This is a genomic window from Aminobacterium sp. EBM-42 (genome assembly GCF_001896635.1).
In the GTDB taxonomy this organism is placed as follows: domain Bacteria; phylum Synergistota; class Synergistia; order Synergistales; family Aminobacteriaceae; genus Aminobacterium; species Aminobacterium colombiense.
Map to the genome: position 1 here is coordinate 1 of NZ_MPPC01000006.1, position 20,350 is coordinate 20,350.

18 protein-coding genes, 3 tRNA genes and 1 rRNA gene are annotated in these 20,350 nt (G+C 43.1%); all 22 read left to right on the forward strand.

Translation table 11 applies throughout. The features are described 5' to 3' along the window. A 5S ribosomal RNA gene (gene rrf / locus BUC50_RS09690) occupies positions 1-80 on the forward strand; the annotation flags it as partial. Between the two features lie 521 nt (positions 81-601). Then, a complete protein-coding gene (locus BUC50_RS00820; RefSeq protein WP_273312609.1) occupies positions 602-1,930 on the forward strand; it encodes a GspE/PulE family protein in 1,329 nt (442 codons plus the stop codon). A 16-nt stretch (positions 1,931-1,946) separates the two neighbouring features. Next, positions 1,947-3,137, forward strand: a complete 1,191-nt coding sequence (locus tag BUC50_RS00825) for a type II secretion system F family protein (RefSeq protein ID WP_013048166.1) — start codon at positions 1,947-1,949, stop codon at positions 3,135-3,137. A gap of 15 nt (positions 3,138-3,152) precedes the next feature. After that, positions 3,153-3,602 carry a type II secretion system protein gene (locus BUC50_RS00830; RefSeq protein ID WP_013048167.1) on the forward strand — a complete coding sequence of 150 codons (450 nt, stop codon included), beginning with the start codon at positions 3,153-3,155 and terminating at the stop codon, positions 3,600-3,602. A 47-nt stretch (positions 3,603-3,649) separates the two neighbouring features. Next, positions 3,650-3,919 (forward strand): hypothetical protein, encoded by a 270-nt coding sequence (locus BUC50_RS00835; protein WP_286677040.1) that lies wholly within the window; start codon positions 3,650-3,652, stop codon positions 3,917-3,919. Beyond that, on the forward strand, positions 3,912-4,748 hold the full coding sequence (locus tag BUC50_RS00840) for a hypothetical protein (protein WP_148211321.1): 837 nt from the start codon (positions 3,912-3,914) through the stop codon (positions 4,746-4,748). Before BUC50_RS00835 ends, BUC50_RS00840 begins: the two co-directional genes overlap by 8 nt. A 41-nt stretch (positions 4,749-4,789) precedes the next feature. Next, a complete protein-coding gene (locus BUC50_RS00845; RefSeq protein WP_286677041.1) occupies positions 4,790-5,188 on the forward strand; it encodes a hypothetical protein in 399 nt (132 codons plus the stop codon). 129 nt (positions 5,189-5,317) lie between these two features. Continuing rightward, positions 5,318-6,109: a hypothetical protein gene (locus tag BUC50_RS00850; protein ID WP_286677042.1), complete on the forward strand. Its 792-nt coding sequence runs from the start codon at positions 5,318-5,320 to the stop codon at positions 6,107-6,109. Further along, positions 6,094-6,630, forward strand: coding sequence for a hypothetical protein (locus BUC50_RS00855; RefSeq protein WP_013048172.1), 537 nt, complete (start codon positions 6,094-6,096; stop codon positions 6,628-6,630). The genes BUC50_RS00850 and BUC50_RS00855 overlap by 16 nt, the downstream gene beginning before the upstream one ends. A gap of 2 nt (positions 6,631-6,632) precedes the next feature. Beyond that, positions 6,633-7,142: a hypothetical protein gene (locus BUC50_RS00860; RefSeq protein ID WP_013048173.1), complete on the forward strand. Its 510-nt coding sequence runs from the start codon at positions 6,633-6,635 to the stop codon at positions 7,140-7,142. Then, positions 7,135-7,677 (forward strand): hypothetical protein, encoded by a 543-nt coding sequence (locus tag BUC50_RS00865; RefSeq protein ID WP_013048174.1) that lies wholly within the window; start codon positions 7,135-7,137, stop codon positions 7,675-7,677. Before BUC50_RS00860 ends, BUC50_RS00865 begins: the two co-directional genes overlap by 8 nt. Continuing rightward, positions 7,670-9,340 (forward strand): type II secretion system protein GspD, encoded by a 1,671-nt coding sequence (locus BUC50_RS00870; protein WP_273015052.1) that lies wholly within the window; start codon positions 7,670-7,672, stop codon positions 9,338-9,340. The genes BUC50_RS00865 and BUC50_RS00870 overlap by 8 nt, the downstream gene beginning before the upstream one ends. 78 nt (positions 9,341-9,418) lie before the next feature. Further along, a tRNA-Leu gene (locus BUC50_RS00875) sits at positions 9,419-9,507 on the forward strand. A 40-nt stretch (positions 9,508-9,547) separates the two neighbouring features. Continuing rightward, positions 9,548-9,624, forward strand: a tRNA-Met gene (locus BUC50_RS00880). 4 nt (positions 9,625-9,628) lie between these two features. Beyond that, positions 9,629-9,705: transfer RNA gene (locus tag BUC50_RS00885), tRNA-Met, on the forward strand. A 71-nt stretch (positions 9,706-9,776) separates the two neighbouring features. Continuing rightward, positions 9,777-11,189, forward strand: coding sequence for a tRNA lysidine(34) synthetase TilS (gene tilS / locus BUC50_RS00890; protein ID WP_273015053.1), 1,413 nt, complete (start codon positions 9,777-9,779; stop codon positions 11,187-11,189). Between the two features lies 1 nt (position 11,190). Then, complete coding sequence (gene hpt, locus BUC50_RS00895) at positions 11,191-11,769, forward strand: hypoxanthine phosphoribosyltransferase (protein WP_013048177.1); 579 nt, start codon at positions 11,191-11,193, stop codon at positions 11,767-11,769. Then, complete coding sequence (ftsH, locus tag BUC50_RS00900) at positions 11,769-13,688, forward strand: ATP-dependent zinc metalloprotease FtsH (RefSeq protein ID WP_286677043.1); 1,920 nt, start codon at positions 11,769-11,771, stop codon at positions 13,686-13,688. The genes hpt and ftsH overlap by 1 nt, the downstream gene beginning before the upstream one ends. A gap of 105 nt (positions 13,689-13,793) precedes the next feature. Then, complete coding sequence (gene uvrB / locus BUC50_RS00905) at positions 13,794-15,842, forward strand: excinuclease ABC subunit UvrB (protein ID WP_273015055.1); 2,049 nt, start codon at positions 13,794-13,796, stop codon at positions 15,840-15,842. Then, positions 15,766-18,609 (forward strand): excinuclease ABC subunit UvrA, encoded by a 2,844-nt coding sequence (uvrA, locus tag BUC50_RS00910; protein ID WP_273015056.1) that lies wholly within the window; start codon positions 15,766-15,768, stop codon positions 18,607-18,609. Before uvrB ends, uvrA begins: the two co-directional genes overlap by 77 nt. Then, a complete protein-coding gene (gene rlmB, locus BUC50_RS00915) occupies positions 18,587-19,483 on the forward strand; it encodes a 23S rRNA (guanosine(2251)-2'-O)-methyltransferase RlmB (protein WP_273312620.1) in 897 nt (298 codons plus the stop codon). Before uvrA ends, rlmB begins: the two co-directional genes overlap by 23 nt. Next, positions 19,473-20,288 (forward strand): pyrroline-5-carboxylate reductase, encoded by an 816-nt coding sequence (gene proC / locus BUC50_RS00920; RefSeq protein WP_273015058.1) that lies wholly within the window; start codon positions 19,473-19,475, stop codon positions 20,286-20,288. Before rlmB ends, proC begins: the two co-directional genes overlap by 11 nt. The last annotated feature ends 62 nt before the right edge of the window (positions 20,289-20,350 follow it).

A 20,350-nucleotide genomic window follows, 5' to 3' on the forward strand; every position in this document is an offset into this window, starting at 1 on the left:
ATGCCGAACCCGGACGTTAAGCCCTCCAGCGCCCATGGTACTGCAGAGGCTATCTGTGGGAGAGTAGGTCGCCGCCAGGGATCTTTTTTTATGCCTTCATCTGTTTTCCTTTCTTTGAAGAACCCCTTTAAACTAATACAAACCCTCCTTTCCCCTTCTTTTCTTAGCAAATGCAAGCTTACATGACGTTAGAAGATAAAAAATAGCACTAAATGTTAACTTTTCTATCCTATTCTTTGAGATCGCTTTTTTTGCATCTGAAAGACACAAATATCTATGGTATGGTCATTGTGACATTTTTGACTATAAAACATATTTGTGGTGATGCTTATTGGTTGTTCTAAATTCAGAGAATATATGGCAAAAGTTTTATGCTCTTCTTTTGCAACATAAGGAATTTAAATTTTTTATTGAGAAAAGAAGTACTTTTGAGATTAATATAAAAAAGCCTTTTCCACTTGCTCGCCTACTATTGCAACACTTTCCTGATAAAGAAGATGAAATCTTGTCTTGCATAAAAGCAGCGACGCAGATTCCGCAAGCTTATCTTCCCTTGTTTCCTATATTTATAAAAGGTACACAGTTTTTTTCTTTAAAAGAAATGAGTGCCTTAGGAATCATTCCCATTGCCTTTTCTGAGAAGGAGAAACTTTTGGCTATCGCTCTTTTTGACCCTTTCTTCTCCAGTGACTTGAAAAAAGGATTCAAAAAAACAGGAGTAAGGATAGTTCCCTTTTTGTCACCACTTACGAGTATTCGCTCTTGCATTGACATGCTTCATCTTACCAATGCAGATGCTTATGACGCAGCCTTTCCCGCAAAGGATATTGTAGATTTTGTAGATCGTATAATTAATGAGGCCGCAAAAAATGGCGCTTCTGACATTCATATAGAGGGGTTGTCGGCATGGAGCAGGGTAAGGTTTCGCATCGATGGATATTGTCGTGCTGTTTACTCCTTTTCATTGGATTTTCATCCTGCTATAATTTCGCGAATTAAGATAATGGCATCTATGGATATTTCTGATAAAAGGCGTCCTCAAGATGGCCAATTTAACATAAAGACTGGTTCACAAGATTTTTTAGACGTACGTGTATCATCACTTCCTACCGTAGATGGCGAAAAAATTGCTTTGCGCCTCCTCGATTCTTCCAAAATTCCCGATAACATTTACCAATTAGGATTTGAGCAAAGAGACTTGGAACTTCTTGAAAAGCTTCTTTCTCAAAAGGAAGGGCTTATATTGGTGACTGGCCCCACAGGGAGTGGAAAGTCTACCACACTGCATGCGCTGATAAAGAAAGTAAACGCCCTTACTCTTAATGTGACGACCATTGAAGATCCGGTAGAGAGATTCCACGAAGGTATAAATCAGGTTGAGGTCGATGAAAGGGCAGGTCGAACTTTTGAAGTGGTCTTGCGCTCGTTACTTCGCCAGGATCCAGATATTATCCTTGTTGGAGAAATTCGAGATTCTGAAACTGCCCATCTTGTAATGCGGGCAGCACTTACTGGTCACCTGGTCCTTTCAACTTTGCACACTGACGATGCGGCTAATGCTCCTTTAAGGCTCATAGAGATGGGAGTTCCGCCTTTCTTAATTGTCTCTTCACTTAAAGCAGTTGTTTCCCAGCGACTTATTCGATTATTATGTCCTCTCTGTAAAAAACCGGATTCAAACAGTCCTGTGGGGTGCTCTTATTGTGGGGGGAGGGGATTTCACGGAAGGGTGGGGGTGTTTGAATATCTCCCTATAACTGAGAGAGTGCAAGAGCTTTTGCTTCACAAAGCCCCAGTTCAAAAGATACGTACTCAAGCACGCAAAGAAGGGATGAGAACTCTCGTAGAAAATGGCATGCTTAAAGTTGAAAGGGGACTTACTACCTATGAAGAGATTTTAAGCATTTCTTCTGGAAGGACGGGGATTTAACGAGGTGGTTAAATAAATGCTTTATTCCTATTCTGCTCGTACAGCTAGGGGGGAAAAGATAAAAGGGAGTTTAGAGGCTGGTTCTCAATATGAGGCCCTTTCTATGCTTTTTGAAAGGGGACTTATTGTTGTATCTCTACAAGGAAAGAAAAAAAATGAAAACATGAGGTTCTTCCCATCGGGAAGAAAAAATCTTTCGCTAGAAGAGCTATGTTTATTCTTCACCCATTTATCGGCGATGATTTCCATGGGAGGAACTTTGTCTGACTCCCTTTACATAATGGAAAGTGAATTGCCCCAGGCAACTTTGCGTTCCATTTTGCAAAAAATCCAAGATGAATTGAGAGGAGGAAAATCCTTTAGCGAAAGTCTTGGGCTGAGCGGAGACTGGCCTCCGGGAGTTTTAGCTATGGTGAGCGCAGGAGAAGAAAGCGGAGAGCTCTTAAAGATGTTGCGTTATCTTTCTTCTTACTTCATGCAAAGGAGGGTTTTTAGAAAGAAACTTATTGGCGCGTTGGTTTATCCTGCTTTTGTTGCGATTGTTAGTGTGGTTGTGCTGAACATTCTGTTCTTTAAGGTTTTTCCACAAATAGAAGCGGTTTTAGCCGATTTGGGCATAGCTCTTCCTGCCTCGACTCGTTTGTTTCTTTCTTTCTCGAAGTTCTTTCTTACCGTTGGGATAGGGATCATATGCGGCGTTTTGGGAATGCTTTCTTTTACAAATTGTTTTTTAAAAAAGTCTCTGTGGGATAAGATAATTTCTAAAAATAAGCTTTGGAAAGAAGTCTTTCTCTCAAGGAGTTTTCAAACACTCGCTGCTCTCCTGAATTCTGGCGTGCCTCTTCTTGAAGCTATAAAGCTTTCGGGATCTGTGACAGGGAATAAAAAAGTAGAAAGAAGCTTTTTTACTGTAGCAGAGAATGTTGAAAAAGGCCTGTCCTTAGGGGAATCTTTGCGTTTCCAGGAAGATTTTTTTAGTCCTCTTATAGTGCGTATTTTGTCTCTTTCTGAAAAATCAGGAACACTAAGACAAACTTTGCCACTTGTCAGTGATCGCCTTAAAGAGGAGGCGCAAGACAGAATGAAGAGAATTGAGGTACTCGCCGAGCCCATAATGATTTTTTCCCTTGGCGGTATTGTTCTTATCTTCGTGGGTATGTTGTTTTTCCCGTTATTAAATGCTTTTCAAAGAATCTCATTATTTTAGAAAGGAGCTGTAAGAGTGAAATTGAGCACTCGAAAAGAAAAAGGATTTTCTTTGATTGAACTGCTTGTTGTGCTTATGGTTATCGGCCTTCTTTCTGGAGGAGTGGTTATCGCAGCCACTAGAACCATTGCTTCGGCAAAAGCTGTCCGTGTCCTTTCCGATCTAAACTCAATAAGGTTTGCTTATATTATGTATTCCGTTGATGAAGAAGACCTAGACGGAGTCCTTTCAGATATAACTCTTCTCGATCCTTTTCTTGATTCTAGTCTCTTGAATGGGAAATATTCAATTTGTGAAGAAGAAGATTCAATTTATGTGGGGACAGGCCCCCTTGATAAAAAGGTACTCCTTCGACTTGCTAAACATTCATCAGAGAGCGGACTTTACAGTTCTCTAACAGCTGCTCCGCCAATAACCTCTTATGACAGCGAAACTGGGAAATGGGTATGGTTAAAGGTTCAATGATAAAAAAGTCAAAAGGTGTATCTTTGCCAGAAATCCTTACAAGCGTAATGATCGCCTTATTTTTATTGACAGGAGTATGGCGATTTTTATATGTATTGGGAGTAACCCTCACAACAGGCAATAGATATTTCATGGCAAGTCTCGCAGCTCACTATCGAGCGGAGAGCAATTTGCCAATAGAGCTTTGTAACGGCCTAAAATTAAAAGAAGAAAGCACACTGGAAGAGAACATAAAAACAGTTCATGTCATGGCATTGGATCCGTGTCTTCCCAATGGGGATAAGCCTATCTATGAGATTACTCTTTGGCGTGAGTAACCAGAAGGGCAAGATCGTCTTCTCGCCTGGCCGAACTCTTATAGAAGTAATAATAGCCCTTTGTGTTTCGCTTATCCTTGGAGGGATTTTTTTTCAGGGGGTACAAAGGGTAGTATTGTTAAGGTCTTACATATCCCGTGGCCATAATATGGAAGTAAAAGTTTCTCATGTCTTTTCTATAATGATGCCTCAAATTCTCAATGCAGGGCAAGGCATTCCAGCTTCTCTCGACTTCGAAAAGCTCTTTGAGGAAGTCACCTCTATTGCTCATTGGGGGAGGGCGTTGAATGTGGTTCCGAATTTTGATGCAGAGATCATGAATAAAGATTGGGGAAATGAATTGAGATGTGTTTATACCCTTCCATCTCTTTTAAAAGTGATATCAATTGCTCCCTCTCTACAGGAAGTAACCCTCTCAGGTGTGCCAAAGTCAAGCAAAGTGGAGCCTACGTATGGTGGTAAAGCGAGGAAGACTCTCAATTGGGTTGTTTTTCCAGGAGCAACGCGACCCTTTAGGGTGGCGTATATTTCAGGGACAAAGGTAAAACTTGCAGAGTCCGCACAAGACGTTGAATCAATTCCTATTGGCTCCTTTCTGCACTTTTTACGTGCATCGAGGTTCTATGTGAAAAGAGGTCCCCGGGAAGGAATGGATGCCCTTTATTTTCATGATGTTACTAAGCAGAGTGCACAGCCGGTGGTTAACGGAATTTCTCGTATGGAATTCACTTATCATAAGCAGGAAGGAGTTTTAGAAGTGTGCATAGAGATAGAAAGCAGAGGTAAAAGATCAAAGGTGGTAACGGCATTTCACGCTCGAAACATATAAGGACAAGAAGGGGTTTTGTGTTAATTTTTGTGCTTATTTTCATGTCTGTTCTACTTGCGTGTCTTCCATGTTTTTATACTTTAATGACAGAGAAAATATCAGTAATCCAAAACCTCGAAAGAACAATCAGACTTCATCACGCAGCAGTTTCTGGAATAACGGCAGTTTCCAGCTGGCTAGAAAAAAATTTTCCGGAATTAGAAGGTGTAAATGAAGCAGTTGTCAATGAGCAAATGCCATCTTATATCAAAGCATTCCAGATAAATGATGTTGATGTCATAACTAATATTTCTTTCTTAATATCCTCGCAAAAAGACAGAATAATATACCTTATCAGTTCAAAAGCTTCTCTAAAAAACATCAGTTACTCGGTGGGATGCGTTATTGATTGTTTTTCAAATGCTGATAAAGAGTGGTCATTTTATTTGATCAACGAATAATAAAGGTGGGAAAGAAAAGCAATGCATAAAATTTTTTCTCAGCATTCAAAAAAGAAAATTCCCTTAGCAGGTCTGTCTGTTGAAAAATCGTGGGTCCGGTGTGTGGTTCTAGGTTGGGAGAAAGGGCATTTGAGTGTTAAAAAAAAGATAGAGTATCCGGTCCCTGAAGAAACGAGTCTATTTGAATCTTTTTTTGATTGGGTGAAGCTTTTAAAAAACCTAGTGGAAGAAGCTTCCTTTCCCAAAAATGTATTGATTAACTGTACTCTTCCCATTACCCATATATTTCTTGAAACGCTACACTTTCCAGAATTGCCACAAAGAGAGCTGGAGAAAGCATTAGAATGGGAGGTTAAACGACGTTTTAAAGTGGCATGGGACAAAATATGTTGTGATAGTTTCCGTTACGAAAGCAACGAGAGATCTTCTGCCCCAAAAGTAAGCCTTCTCGTTTCAGCGGCCCTAAACCTGGTTATTAAGCGCTTTTTAAGGATATTGCATCATTCTCGCATAGGTGCTGCATGTATAGAGCCTCCCCAAGTTAGTCTTTTAAGAGGTGTAGGGGGGGCCTATGGATCAGATTACAGGCCGGTTACTCTTTTTTACGCAGACGGTACAATTCTCCACAGGCTAATGGTTTCTGAGGAAGAGTATATTTTTACAGACACAGTTTCGTCAGTTCTGAGTATGGACGATGAGAGTATTGGAATAGATAGTCTTTTACTCAAAGACAACCATTGGTTTTGGGCAGGAGGGGAGAGCGGAACTGCATTGGAAATAAGAAAAAGAATGGCTCCGGAAATGAAAGAACTGCCCCCTCTCAATCATATGTGGAATATAAAAGGCCATGCCTTGTCGCTTAAAGGGTGGGAAATCCCCTTTGGCCTGGCATTGAGAGAGTTGCAATGGACATTAAATTAGATTTGCTACGCTCTTATTATAAAGGTGGTCATGCTTCATTACTCTTCCGTATAAATAAATGGGGTTTTACAGCTTTATTGGCATGTTTCTTGCTGACAGGAGGGGGGGCTATTTATTGTTGCCATCAGAAGGCAATAGAACTTGACAGTCAAATAGCGGCGAAAAGGCAAAATATAAATAAGGTTTTGTCTGTTAAAAAGAACTTGGCAATGAAACAGAAAGATCTCATTAAAACATGTTCTTTACGTCTTGAGGCATCAAGTTGCCACAAAAATAACCATTCAGAAGTGTTGCGGTTTTTGATAAATTCCATTCCAGATAGTGTTGTGTTAGACCAAATACAATTTAAAAGAGAAGAAATGCTCCTCAGTGGGGAAGGCGAGGGTAGGGAGATTTTTATTTGGGGAGAAGAGTTGTATAAAAATCTTTACCTTCAGGACATAAACTATCCGCATTTTTCTAAAAATGGAGAACGATCCAATTTTAAATTAAGATTGCTTTTCGTTAAATTGGAGGAATAGTTATGAAAAGACAGAGAATTATTTTTCTGTCCTTCTATAGTGCAGGTATCCTAGCCGTACTTTGTATAGTTATAGGGCTATGTTTTTTGTGTAACGATCTGCGTTTCATGAAAAATAAAATTACCAGGCTTTTAGAAAAAGAACAGCATATACAAAATGACGCTTCCCTTTTGCTTAAAGACAACAACCTTTTTAAGGAAGTTCTGGCCCGCCATGAAAAAGAAATAACACAGTCTTGTTTAGGAGAGAGAAAATCCTCTCTAGAGTGGCTATCTGATATCACCGATAAATGTAGCCTGATTCTTTTAGATCTGCGACAAGATTCTTCTGCAGGTGAAGTTGTTATTTTAAGTGCAGAAGGCCCTTATCGCGAGTGTGTTTCCTTTATAGAGGAACTTGAGGCTTCCAGTTCACCATTCCTCATTCATTCAGGAGAGCTCTCCAAAGGTGAAAACGGAGATCGTCTAAAACTTTATTTAGAGTGCAAAAAGAAGGACGAGAAGAATGTCTAAAAAACATTTTTTTATAAAAATTGCCATTTCAGCTTTTTTTCTAGCAGGAATTTGTTGTTTTATTTGCTGCATAAGTGTATGGTTGCCCTCTTTATCTCTTGCTCCTTACAGCGAAACACATACTTTATCTATGGACGAGACCACTTTAGCGCAGCATGAATATAATATAAAACTTGCCAGAAACCTGCAGGCAGCTCTTGAGGGAACCCAGGTGCCTAAAAAAGATGAGGATTCTTCTTTGCTCTTTGCTGTCCCCCGCAGGAGTACTCCATTTTTTCATGATGCAAAAGAAACAGACGCCATAGAAGAAGACTTAGAGACACCTTTGATTCTTAAAGGGGTTATAGTAGGTCAAACGGGTAGATTTTCCCTTCTTGACGAGGAAGGCGGAGAAAAAGGACTTCTCGTGAAAGAAGGGGATGTTCTATATGACGGAAAAGTAAAAGTGATACATATTTCACTAGATGTTATGAATTTAGAAATAGAACAAAAATGTACCCAGAAATTGAAAATAGGAGGAACGTCTAATGAATAGAAATCGCCTCCTTCTTCGTATTTGGGGAACGTTCATATTGATAGTGCTTTTGTGCGTTGTAAAGAACAGTCAGCTTTATGGAACGGAGAAGGGAACTATGACAGGTGTATCTGTAGAGCAAGCTCAGCATGATAAGGTCACCGTTTATGTTGGGGGACAAAATTTGCCTAAACCAGAAATAGTGGAGATAAATAAACAAAAAACAATTTTGAAGTGGAGAAATGTTGTTCTTCCCTCTACCACATGGAATCGTGATTATGAAGGGCCACTTCTGTTAAGCATCAATGTCATGCAGAAAGAAGGATACATAGAAATGAGCGTCTTGCACAAAACAGGATTAAAACTTAATCTCCATAAAGCCGATGGGGAAAAGCGGTCCTCCAGTTGGTGTTTTACATTGCAAAGAGAGGGGGCAGAGGAGCAAGGCTCTTATAGGGGGAAAAGACAATATCATGAGTTGCAATCAGGGGAAGGAGCATTTTTGCCTATATCCGAAAAAATGGCCTCTGAGTCTGTCTCTCTTTCTCTTCGCGATGTTTTGCTGCCTGACGCTTTTCGCCTCTTTGCCGAATATTGGGATATGAACCTTATCTTGGATGATTCCGTCCCCGAGAGAAAAACCACAATAATTTTAAAAGAAATTTCAGCCAGCCAGGCTTTTTTTTATCTCCTCCGTTCGAATGACCTCCGATTTGTTGCTTTGGGCGACAAAACTCTTTGGGTTGGAAAAAAAGAAAATTTAGGGGAAATATTAGGTTTGACAGAAACAAAATCTTTCAGGCTGGCCTACAGCGATATCGCTAGCACCGCAAAAATGGTCAAACAGGCTACTGGGGTTCAAAAAATTGTGGAAGATGAAAGATTAAACACTCTTTATGTAACTGCTGATAGAGAGCAACTTCTGAAAGTGGAGCGATACGTTGAACTTATAGACCGTCCAGGGAAGCAGGTTATGATCGAGGCCAGGATTGTTGAGATAGCAGACCGCGCCTCACATGAGGTTGCGTCGTGCCTGGAATCAATTTATAAACACTGGATGCTGGAATATAAAGGCAGAGGGACTCCTGGTCGAATAGGGTACAGTGATTCTTACAGCGAAGGGATGTTTGGTGAAGACATAACTTCCCTTTCTGGTACAGTAAAAAAATTGGACGCCTTAATATCAACCCTTGAAAAGGAAGAAAAGGGGCACATTCTTGCAGAGCCGTCAGTTATAACTATCGAGGGAACGAAGGCAAGAATACAGCTTGTTCAAAAGTATCCATACGTATCGACACGTGATGAGGCGGGCAATCCTACATATGTTTCAGAGGAAGTAGGGCCTCAACTTGAAATAACTCCTTTTGTAGGAAGGGATGAGATCATAACTATTAAGCTTGTTATAAAAACGGGTGAGGTTGTTTCATGGAGGGAGGGAGCCAGAGGCGAAACATATCCGGAGACAAGTACAAGGCAAGTGGAAACCCAGGTGCGAGTTCGAGATGGGGAGCCTTTCGTCATAGGAGGATTATTTAAAGAACTAAAAAGGGAAAACCAATATAAGTTTCCCATTCTTGGGGATATTCCCATTTTAGGTTCGTTGTTTTCGACTCAGTATACAGAAAAAGAAAAGAACGAAGTGATTATAATTGTTATACCCCATATACTGTCTATACAGACATGATTACATGGGCCGCTTACAACGACATGTAGTCAATCCCTTGACAGAACTTAAAGAGCTCCTTATAATGTCTGAGTGCTGGCCGGGCTGGCGGAATAGGTAGACGCACGGGACTTAAAATCCTGGGGACAGAAAAGTCCGTGCGGGTTCGAGTCCCGCGTCCGGCACCACAATGTACTTAATTTGGGTTTTAGTTATGTCTATATAGATCGCGGGGTGGAGCAGTCAGGAAGCTCGTCGGGCTCATAACCCGAAGGTCGCAGGTTCAAATCCTGCCCCCGCAACCAATTTGGCGGTGTAGCTCAGATGGCTAGAGCATGCGGTTCATACCCGCAGTGTCACTGGTTCGATTCCAGTCACCGCCACCAAATATGAATTCATAGGCGGGGGACCCATCTCCCGCCATTTTTGTTTCACCTCTTTTCTGGGAGGTGGCTGAATGGTTGAAATGAAAGGTTTAGAAAAACAACTTCCATATGAATTATCACTTCCATATTTGAGGGATCAATTCTGGGCTGTAGCCAGAAAACAGGGCTGGGCAGAAAAGATAGGACCAGCTGTAGTTGCCGTTTCTGGTGGCAGTGACTCTGTTGCTCTGCTCTGGTTCTTTGTGCAATTCTGGCCTGGAAAGGTTATCGTGGCTCATTTGGAGCATGGCATTAGAGAAAGAAGTTCAATAGAAGACGCGGCTTTCGTAAAAAAGCTTGCAGAGGCATGGGGTTGCGAATTCGAGATAGAGCATGTTGTTGTCCCACGCCTTTTACGCAAGGGTGAGAGTCTAGAAGAAGGAGCGCGAAGGGTTCGCTACGATTTTTTTGAGCAGATAGCGGCTTCAGAAGGAGCAACAGTTGTTGCGCTTGGCCATACAGCTGATGATATAGCAGAAACACTGTTATTCAATCTTTGCCGTGGGTCAGGTCCCTTCGGACTTGTAGGCATACCCGAGGTCCGGGGACAATTTATACGCCCCCTCTCTGGATGGTGGCGAGAAGACTTAAGGCGTCTTTTGCAGGCTCGCGGAATTTGTTGGAGAGAAGACCCTACAAACCTTGACACAACCTACGTCAGGAACCGCATCCGTCATGAAATTATTCCATTGCTTGAAAGAACAATAAATTCCTCTACGCGTCAACATTTTGTCGATTTCGCTCAGGATATGCAGGAATTCCGCCGACGTGAAGAGGAGCAGGGAGAGTTGCTTGTTCAATGGGGCAAAGAAAATGTTCCTTTCTCTATGTATGGGACCACACTTTCATTTGTTCGTTCCCTCTCAGAGCAGGAACAGGCTTGGTTTATTCGGGCTATTGGAAGAAATTTGAGTCTTAAAACATTGACAAGGAATCGCCTTACATCCCTGATTGCAACTTTAAAAACTTCTGGTCGGTGGTTATTTCAATGGGAAAATAAAGCTTTTATTTGTTGTGGTTCAGGTTTTATGGTATGGATAAACCCAAAACTCTTGTATAATACTCACGCTATATCTAAAGAGATTGTTTTTAAAGGAGACAGGGGTGTGTTTTTATGGGGCTACTGGAAGGTGCATTGGGAAAAGAAACAGCACTTTTCAGGATCCTTGACGTCTTCTACAGGAAGGTTTCAAGAGGCTTTCCCTTTGGAGTTGGGGAGCAGCCTCATTGTTTCACCTGCAGATAGTGAGTCTTCTAGCCTGAAAAATAGGAAAATGAAAAAAATACCCTGGTGGTTACAGAAAATATGGCCGGTTTTTTCAAAAAGTGAAAAATGGCAGTGGATACCTTTTGAAGGCACTTTTTCTGACAAAGCATATCATGGAGGAGCACAGATAATTTTGAGGCTTGAGCCTGTGGCATCGGCGCTGGAGGGAGTACAATAGAATGGAATATGTTGTTTCAGACATACTTCTGTCAGATGAAGTTATACATCGTAGGGTAAAGGAACTTGCTAAACAGATAAGCAAAGATTATGCTGGGAAAGAGCTTGTTACAATAGGCATATTGAAAGGTGCGGTTATTTTCCTTTCAGATCTTATCCGTTACATAGATCAAGATGTAGACGTAGTCATGGACTTTATGGCAGTTTCTTCCTATGGTGATTCCACCAAAACGAGTGGTATTGTTAAAATAACGAAGGATATTGATATAAACATAAGGGGAAAAAACGTGTTGATCGTAGAGGATATTGTGGATAGTGGTTTAACCTTGTCTTATCTCATTCGTATGATGGGAGAGCGAGAACCGGAAAGTATACGGGTGTGTGTATTGCTTGACAAAGAGGAACGGCGCAAGGTACCGGTCAATGTAGATTATAAAGGATTTGATATCCCTGATAAGTTCGTAGTGGGGTATGGTCTGGACTATGCAGGGAAATGGCGGAACTTGCCATCGATCCATATGGTTGATATATATATGAATAGCCCCGAAGAGGGAAAATCAATGAGAGGCGGCGATATTTAGTGGGCCGATTGATCAAGAATCTCGGGTTGTACCTGATTCTCGTAGTACTTGTAGTAAGCCTTGTAAACGTTTTCTTATCACCAGCTCAACGTCCACAGCAGGCGGAAGTAATCACGTACTCCGAGTTCCTGACTGCAGTAGATACAGGACAAATTAAAAGCGTTACGATAAAAGAAAACACCGTATCCGGCCGCTTTATTGACGGCAGAAGTTTTCAGGCTGAGGTTGTAGGGACAGGAGATCTTGCTAAAGAAATAGCAGGGAAAAATGTTAATGTCCAGGTAGAACCACCACAGAAAACCCCATGGTGGGCGACAATGATTTCTTCTTTCTTCCCTACGTTGCTGTTAATAGGAGTGTGGATATTCTTCCTCTACAACATGCAGGGTGGCGGGGGGAAGGTCATGAATTTCGCAAAAAGCAAGGCGAAGCTTTTCCTTGATAACCGTCCTAAAGTCACCTTTGACGACGTGGCTGGATGCGATGAGTCTAAAGAAGAACTGAGTGAGGTCATCCAGTTTCTTCGAGATCCGGGAAAATTCAGGGCCTTAGGGGCGAAAGTGCCTAAGGGAGTGCTTCTTCTCGGACCTCCTGGTACGGGGAAAACATTGTTGGCTCGCGCTGCCGCAGGAGAGGCCGATGTTCCTTTCTTCAGTGTGAGCGGCTCGGACTTTGTAGAAATGTTCGTAGGTGTTGGCGCAGCCCGAGTTCGGGATCTTTTCGAGCAGGCACGGAAATATCAGCCATGTATTATTTTTATAGACGAAATGGATGCTGTGGGCCGTCATCGTGGGGCTGGTCTTGGTGGCGGTCACGATGAAAGGGAGCAGACGCTGAACCAGCTTTTGGTTGAACTGGATGGATTTGATGAGTCTACGGGGATTATTCTCATCGCAGCCACAAACAGGCCGGATATCCTTGATCCTGCGCTTTTACGGCCGGGACGTTTCGATCGTCACATTGTCGTGGATCGCCCAGATGTAAAAGGAAGAGAAGAAATATTGGCTGTCCATGTGAGGAACAAGAAGATAGCCGATGATGTGGATCTGGGGGTAGTGGCTCGTAGAACCCCTGGTTTTGTGGGAGCGGATCTTGCGAACCTCGTCAATGAAGCGGCCCTTTTGGCAGCTAGAGCTGGCAAAAGCCTCATTACCATGGCTGAGTTTGAAGAAGGGATAGATCGTGTAATCGCTGGACCTGAGCGTAAGAGTCGCCTTGTTAGCGACAAAGAGCGAAGGATCATCGCGTTTCATGAAACAGGGCACGCTTTGGTGGCGAAGTATTTGCCCAATTGTGATCCCGTACATAAGATATCGATTATACCGCGAGGTCATATGGCTTTAGGGTATACGCTTCAGCTGCCTGATGAGGATCGTTTCCTAATGTCCAAGACGGAACTGACAAATCAGATTACAGTACTTCTGGGAGGCCGTGTGGCAGAAGAGCTCACTTTTGGTGACGTGACTACTGGTGCTGGGAACGATCTTGACAGAGCTACTCAAATTGCAAGAAGGATGGTAACGGAATTTGGTATGAGCGATGCTCTTGGTCTCGTGAAGTTAGGACATAAACATCAGGAAGTCTTTTTGGGGCGGGACATCGCGGACGATAAAAACTATAGTGATAATGTTGCATACATGATAGACCAAGAAGTAAAGGCCATTATTGACGGCTGCTACGAAAAGGCCAAGCAGATTCTGACAGAAAAGAAAGAGCAGGTCGAAATGGTCGCTGAGACCCTTCTAGAAAAAGAAGTCATTGAAGGGAAAGAACTTGATGAACTTCTGGGTTTCGTTACAGAGGAAGAGACCGAAGAGCAGGAAGAAAGATTGCTCCATGGCGACGTTAAAGAGAGCAAAAAAGAAGAGTTGAGACGAAAGGGAAGTACGAAGCCTGAAGTGGCAAGTAATCTTGCATAACAGTACCATCTGATAATCTCTAAGCGTGCCCGCTTTTGTGGGCACGCTTTTTTACTTTTCTAACGAATGATAGACTAGAGGGGTAACAAGAGGAGTTGAAACGTCATGTCTGGAATTTTTAATTTGAAAGCAGATTGGGGACCTTCTGGAGATCAGCCTGAAGCTATAGAAAAACTTGTTGAATCCCTTAAAAATGGAACACGTTTCCAAACTCTCTTAGGAGTTACGGGGAGTGGAAAAACCTTTACTGTGGCAAATGTACTGGCCCAGTTTGATCGTCCCGTTCTTGTTCTGGCTCATAATAAAACATTGGCAGCACAACTTTATACTGAGTTTAAAACATTTTTCCCCCACAATGCTGTCCATTATTTTGTAAGTTATTATGATTATTACCAGCCGGAAGCCTATATTCCCTCGAGTGACACTTATATAGAAAAAGATGCCTCTATCAATGACCGTATAGAGAAATTGCGTCTTGCAGCAACGAAAGCTCTTGTTGAACGAAGGGATGTTATTGTTGTAGCTAGCGTATCTTGTATCTATGGCCTTGGAAAAAAGGAAATGTACGAAGAAGTTATATTTCCCTTTGCTGTGGGGGAAAAATGGGATCGTAGAGGTTTTATGGAGCGGCTAATAGATAATTATTACGCTCGGAATGACATGCTTCTTGAAGCAGGAAAGTTCAGGGCACGAGGAGATGTTCTTGAAATCTATCCATCCTATAGTGAAACGGCACTCAGAGTCGCTTTTTTTGACGATGAAATTGAACGCATTGATGAAATTGATCCCGTGAGTGGCCATACACTGAAACAGCTTCCTAAAGCTTCTATTTTCCCTGCCCAGCATTATGTTACAAGTCGAGATGCCATAGATAAAGCTATGGGGCAAATACAGCAGGAACTTGATGAGCAGCTTCACCTATTGAAAAAACAGGGGAAACTTCTCGAGGCACAACGTTTAGAGATGAGGACCCGATATGATATGGAGATGCTTGCAGAAGTGGGCTACTGCTCAGGCATAGAGAATTACTCGCGATATCTTGATGGCCGCAATCCTGGAGAACCCCCTGGAACTCTTCTTGATTTCTTCCCCGATGATTTTATTATGGTAATAGATGAGTCTCACATTACCCTTCCTCAGGTGAGGGGCATGTATAACGGAGATAGGGCCAGGAAGACTACCCTCGTGGAAAATGGTTTTCGCCTCCCTTCATGTCTTGACAATAGACCTCTCAACTGGAGGGAGTTTAAAAAATATCTTCGTCAAGTTATTTTTATCTCAGCTACTCCTGGGGATTGGGAACGAGAAGTTTCCACCTGTGTAGCGGAACAGATAATTCGGCCCACTGGAGTGGTGGATCCTGAGGTAGTGGTGAGCCCTGCAACTGGACAGGTTGATGATCTCGTTGATAGACTGCGAGGTATCACAGCAAGGGGAGAACGGGCACTTGTAACGACATTAACAAAAAAATCATCAGAAGATCTAGCTGAGTACTTGGCAGATCTGCAGTTCAAAGTAAAATATATCCATTCGGAATTAAATGCTTTTGAGCGAGCAGAACTCATACGTGATCTTCGAAGCGGAGAAGTTTCTATTCTTGTTGGTATTAACCTGCTGAGAGAGGGGATGGATCTTCCTGAGGTGTCGCTGGTGGCTATCCTTGATGCTGACAGAGAAGGCTTTCTCCGTTCTCATCGGTCGCTTATACAGATCATGGGGCGAGCGGCGAGAAACACGCGGGGGCAAGTTGTACTTTATGCCGATGTGGAAACAGAGAGTATTAGGACTTCTGTACAAGAGACTCGCAGGCGAAGAGAAATACAGATGCTTTTCAATGAAAAGCATGGCATTATACCTCAAACTATTAGTAAAACAGTACAAAACCTTCTTCCAGAAGAACTTACTTCCGATGCTGTAAAATTAGAGAGCCGCAGGGGGAAAAGAACAAAAGAAGTTCAGGAATACACCCATAGTGATCTAGAACGCCTCATGTGGGAAGCAGTAGAAAAACTTGATTTTGAAAAAGCCGCGCAAATTCGTGATATATTGACAGACTCAAAAGGGAAGGAGTGGCAGCGTGTTGCATCTTATCAGCATAAGAGGAGCAAGAGAGCACAATCTCAAAAATATAAACGTAACACTTCCAAAAAATAAACTTGTGGTTATTACAGGGCCATCAGGTTCCGGGAAGTCATCCCTGGCTTTTGATACACTATATGCAGAGGGTCAGCGCCGGTATGTAGAATCCCTTTCTGCCTATGCACGACAATTTTTAGGTATACAAAAAAAACCTGATGTGGATGACATTTCAGGATTATCTCCAGCTATTTCAATAGAACAGAAAGGTACATCCCATAACCCTCGCTCAACAGTGGGTACCGTAACGGAGATTTATGACTATCTGAGACTTTTGTATGGTAGGCTAGGAGTTCCATACTGCCCATCGTGCGGGAAGGCCGTCATTCGTTATTCCCTTGATGAAATTGTAGACGTTATATTCAGGAACTACCCGGACCAGCGGCTTGAAATTCTTTCCCCCCAGGTTCGAGGGAAAAAAGGGGAGTTTAAAAATCTTTTTGCCCAAAATAGGGAGAAGGGATTCATGCGCGTAAGGGTGGATGGAACTATTTACTGGTTAGAAGAAGAGATTGCCCTTGATAAGAATAAAAGACACACTATTGAAGTGGTAATTGATCGACTGAAAGTCCTGGACGACCGGAAAGGGCGTATTAGCGAAGCTGTAGAGGCAGCCTTGAGCCTCTCTGGAGGGTATGTGCTCCTTGTCACAGAGGGGGGAAAGGAGCAGCTTCTCACAGAAAACTATGCCTGTCCTGACTGTGGCATCTCCCTTCCGGAAATAGAGCCACGGTTATTTTCCTTTAATAACCCTTACGGAGCCTGTCCTGATTGTTCTGGTCTTGGCAGCCACGAACACTTTTCTGAAGAGCATGCCATAGACCCCGTCCGCTCAGTGGAAGAGGGCGCTCTTCTTCCCTGGAAAAAAAAGCACTACATGCTGAGAAAGCTGTACACTTTCTCTCAGTCGAAAGAATGGGATTTGACTCAGCCATATGGAACGCTGCCAAAGAATGTGCAGAACTTTATCCTTTATGGGAGCGATGAAAGACTTCCCATGTTCTTCTCTGACCGCGGAGAACGGCATCAGTATATGGGGCGATATGAGGGGCTCCTTCCATGGCTGGAAGGGAGATGGAATGAAACGGAATCTGAGAACGTCCTAGAAGAGTTAGCCGGATATCGTGTGGAAGATATATGTCAAACATGTCATGGTTACCGTCTACGTCCTGAAGCTCTTATGGTTCAATTAAACCACCACACTATTGATGAGCTGGTGGAAATGCCTGTGGATAGACTGTTACCCGTGCTTAAAGAAATGGAATTCACTGAAAATGAACAAAAAATTATGGGTCAAGTGATGATAGAGCTTGAAAAGAGACTCTCTTTTCTTGTCGATGTGGGCGTTGGATATCTGTCCCTTATGCGTCGCGCAGATACTTTAAGTGGCGGTGAGAGTCAGCGTATTCGTTTGGCTACTCAGATAGGTTCAAAGCTCAGCGGGGTTCTCTACGTTCTTGATGAACCGACCATTGGCCTTCATTCCAGAGATACCGATCGTCTTTTGCGTACCCTTCGCTCCATTCGAGATCTTGGCAACACTGTAGTAGTCGTGGAACATGATCGTGAAACAATGCTTGCAGCTGACGCTATTGTAGAAATGGGGCCTGGTGCAGGAGAGCAGGGAGGAGAAATTGTTAATGCAGGAACAGCTGAAGAGGTGCTCAATACCAATGCTTTAACTGGTCCCTATTTGCGAGGGGAAGTTTCAGGATGTGTTAGAAGAAGAGATGTGCGTAATACTTCTCATTGGCTCACATTACGGAAGGTTGCCCATCACAACCTTAAGGAAATTGATGTAGCAATACCTTCACGTGTTTTCTCCTGCATCAGCGGAGTCTCGGGATCTGGAAAGAGCAGCCTCTTGTATGATGTGCTATATAAGGGTATGAAACGTATTCTGGACAAAGATTTCAGAGAGAGAGCCGGGAAACATCTAAGCATTGATGGGGCAGAGCAATTTAGAAATGTGGTGCTTGTGGATCAAAGTCCAATTGGTAGAACTCCAAGGTCAAATCCAGCAACATACACAGGTCTCTTTACTCTCATCCGCGAACTTTTTGCAGAGCTTCCAGAATCAAAAATACGTGGATATGCACCTGGCAGGTTTAGTTTCAACGTAAGGGGTGGACGATGTGAAGCTTGCAGCGGAGCTGGATCTGTTAAAGTTTCCATGCTTTTTTTGCCCGATGTTTACGTGGACTGTGAGGTTTGCGGAGGAACAAGGTATAACAGAGAAACTCTTGAAGTTCGTTATAAAGGGAGAAACATTGCTGATGTTTTGAATATGACAGTAGATGATGCTTTTGAGTTTTTTAAGGAAATTCCCCGCATTGCATCAAAACTGGCCTTAATTCAAGAAGCAGGTCTCGGATATATTCGTCTTGGTCAATCGGCCCTCACCTTGAGCGGGGGAGAAGCACAACGGGTTAAACTTGCAAAAGAGCTGAGTAAACGCTTCACCGGTCCTACTCTGTATCTTCTCGACGAACCAACAACAGGTTTATTTTATACAGATGTGAAGAAGTTGCTTCACATTCTCCATCGCATCGTGGATCAGGGAAATACTGTGGTGACCATCGAGCATAATCTGGATGTACTTCTATCGTCAGATTATATTATCGATCTAGGCCCCGAGGGAGGAATGGAGGGCGGTTCTATAGTAACCCAGGGAACGCCAGAAGAAATAATCAAAAGCAGACAAGGGTATACTTCTGCCTATCTTCAGGAATATGCCAGGCAGCTTGAAAGGGAGGACCACTATGAGCGCAAAACAGCGTCGTGATAATAGTAAGCCAGATAGCAAAAAACCATATAGTAGAAAAATGGAGAATAAAAAGAGAGAGAATCAGAAACCATATGGCAAGAAACCTTATATCAAAATGCCAGATGTGAGGAAACAAATTGATGAAGATCTTATATGGGGACGCCAGCCAGTTTTAGATCTTCTCCAATACTCACCACAGAAATGTTTAAAAGTCTGGATCTCAGAAAGGGCCCATCCTTCCTTTTCAGGAGAAGTAATGACCCTTGCCCGTTCTACTAAGGTCCCTTTTCAAAAAGTGGCGTCAACTTTGGTTGATGAAATGTGCCCCGGAGAGAACCACCAGGGGGCAGTGGCAAAAATAACAATGGTGGAACAACTGGATATGGAAGATTTTCTACCCACCTTAAAAACAAAGGAAGGGCCGATTCTTCTTGTAGTTCTTGATCACATACTTGACCCTCACAACTTGGGAGCTATTATACGTACGGCAGAGGCTGCTGGAGCTACGGCTGTTGTTTATTCAAAACGCCGCTCGGCCTTACCTGGCGGAACGGTAGTGAAAGTGAGTGCTGGGGCAGCGTTGCGAGTGCCCATGATATCCGTAACGAATATTGCACAGACGATAACCCGGCTTCAGGAGGAAGGCTTCTGGGTGGTGGGACTTGACCATAATGCGCCCCAATCCCTTTGGGGGGCAACATACCCAGACAAGTCCTCACTTGTTGTTGGAGCAGAAGGTGAGGGTTTGTCCCGTCTCGTTGCCCAGCGGTGCGACATGTTGCTTCGCATCCCTATAACAGGGAAAACAGGTTCGCTCAATGCAGGTGTCGCTGCTGCCTTAGGAATGTTTGAGTGGGCCAGGGCAAAAGGAGTAGATGTTCATGGTGAATAAAAAAAGATGTACCATTGCTGTTATCGGAGCGGGAATGCTTGGCAGTTCTGTGGCCAGGGGATGGGTGAAGGAAAATTGCACAGTCATAGCCTACGACAAAGATAGACAAAAGGTGGAATCCCTCGAAGAACTGGGTATTTGTTATGAGGAAAGCAACGAAGCTATAGCAAGGGCAGACGTGGTGGTTTTTGCGCTGAAGCCTCATATTCAACTTCCCGTGGTGGCTTCTCTGGCGCAAAATCTGACAAACAAGCTATGTTTTTCTATGGCAGCGGGTATTCGGTTAGAGCAGCTTGCAGAAGCAGCCCCCCATGCAAGATGGATTCGGGGAATGACAAATATATGTGCCGCTGTTAATGCTGCTTTTACGGCCTATACGCCTTCTGAAAATGTGACAGAAGAAGATATGAAAAAAACCAAACTTCTTTTCGGCCTTCTTGGAGAAAGAGAAGAAACAGCAGAGCCAAATCTTGACGCCATAACGGGCATTTCAGGATCAGGGCCCGCCTATATGTTTACAGTGCTTGAGGCATTGACCTACGGGGGCCTCCGAGTTGGAATTCCGAAAGATTTGGCACTAAAGGCCTCTGCCGCGACGATGATCGGGGCAGCAAAACTTGTTTTGGAAACAGGAAAACATCCAGCGGAACTGAAAGATGGTGTGGTTACCCCTGGTGGTACCACTATCGAAGGGCTTTATGAATTGGAGGAAGGAGCGGTCCGTGCGTCCTTTATCCGGGCTATTGCAGAGGCAACCCGACGCGGTAAGGAATTAGGGGAGCAAAAGACCAACAAAAAGAAGTAGGGGTTTTGATTGTCTTGCAGTTATTGACATTTCGCACTTAGACCTGTAGAATACCGAGTCGT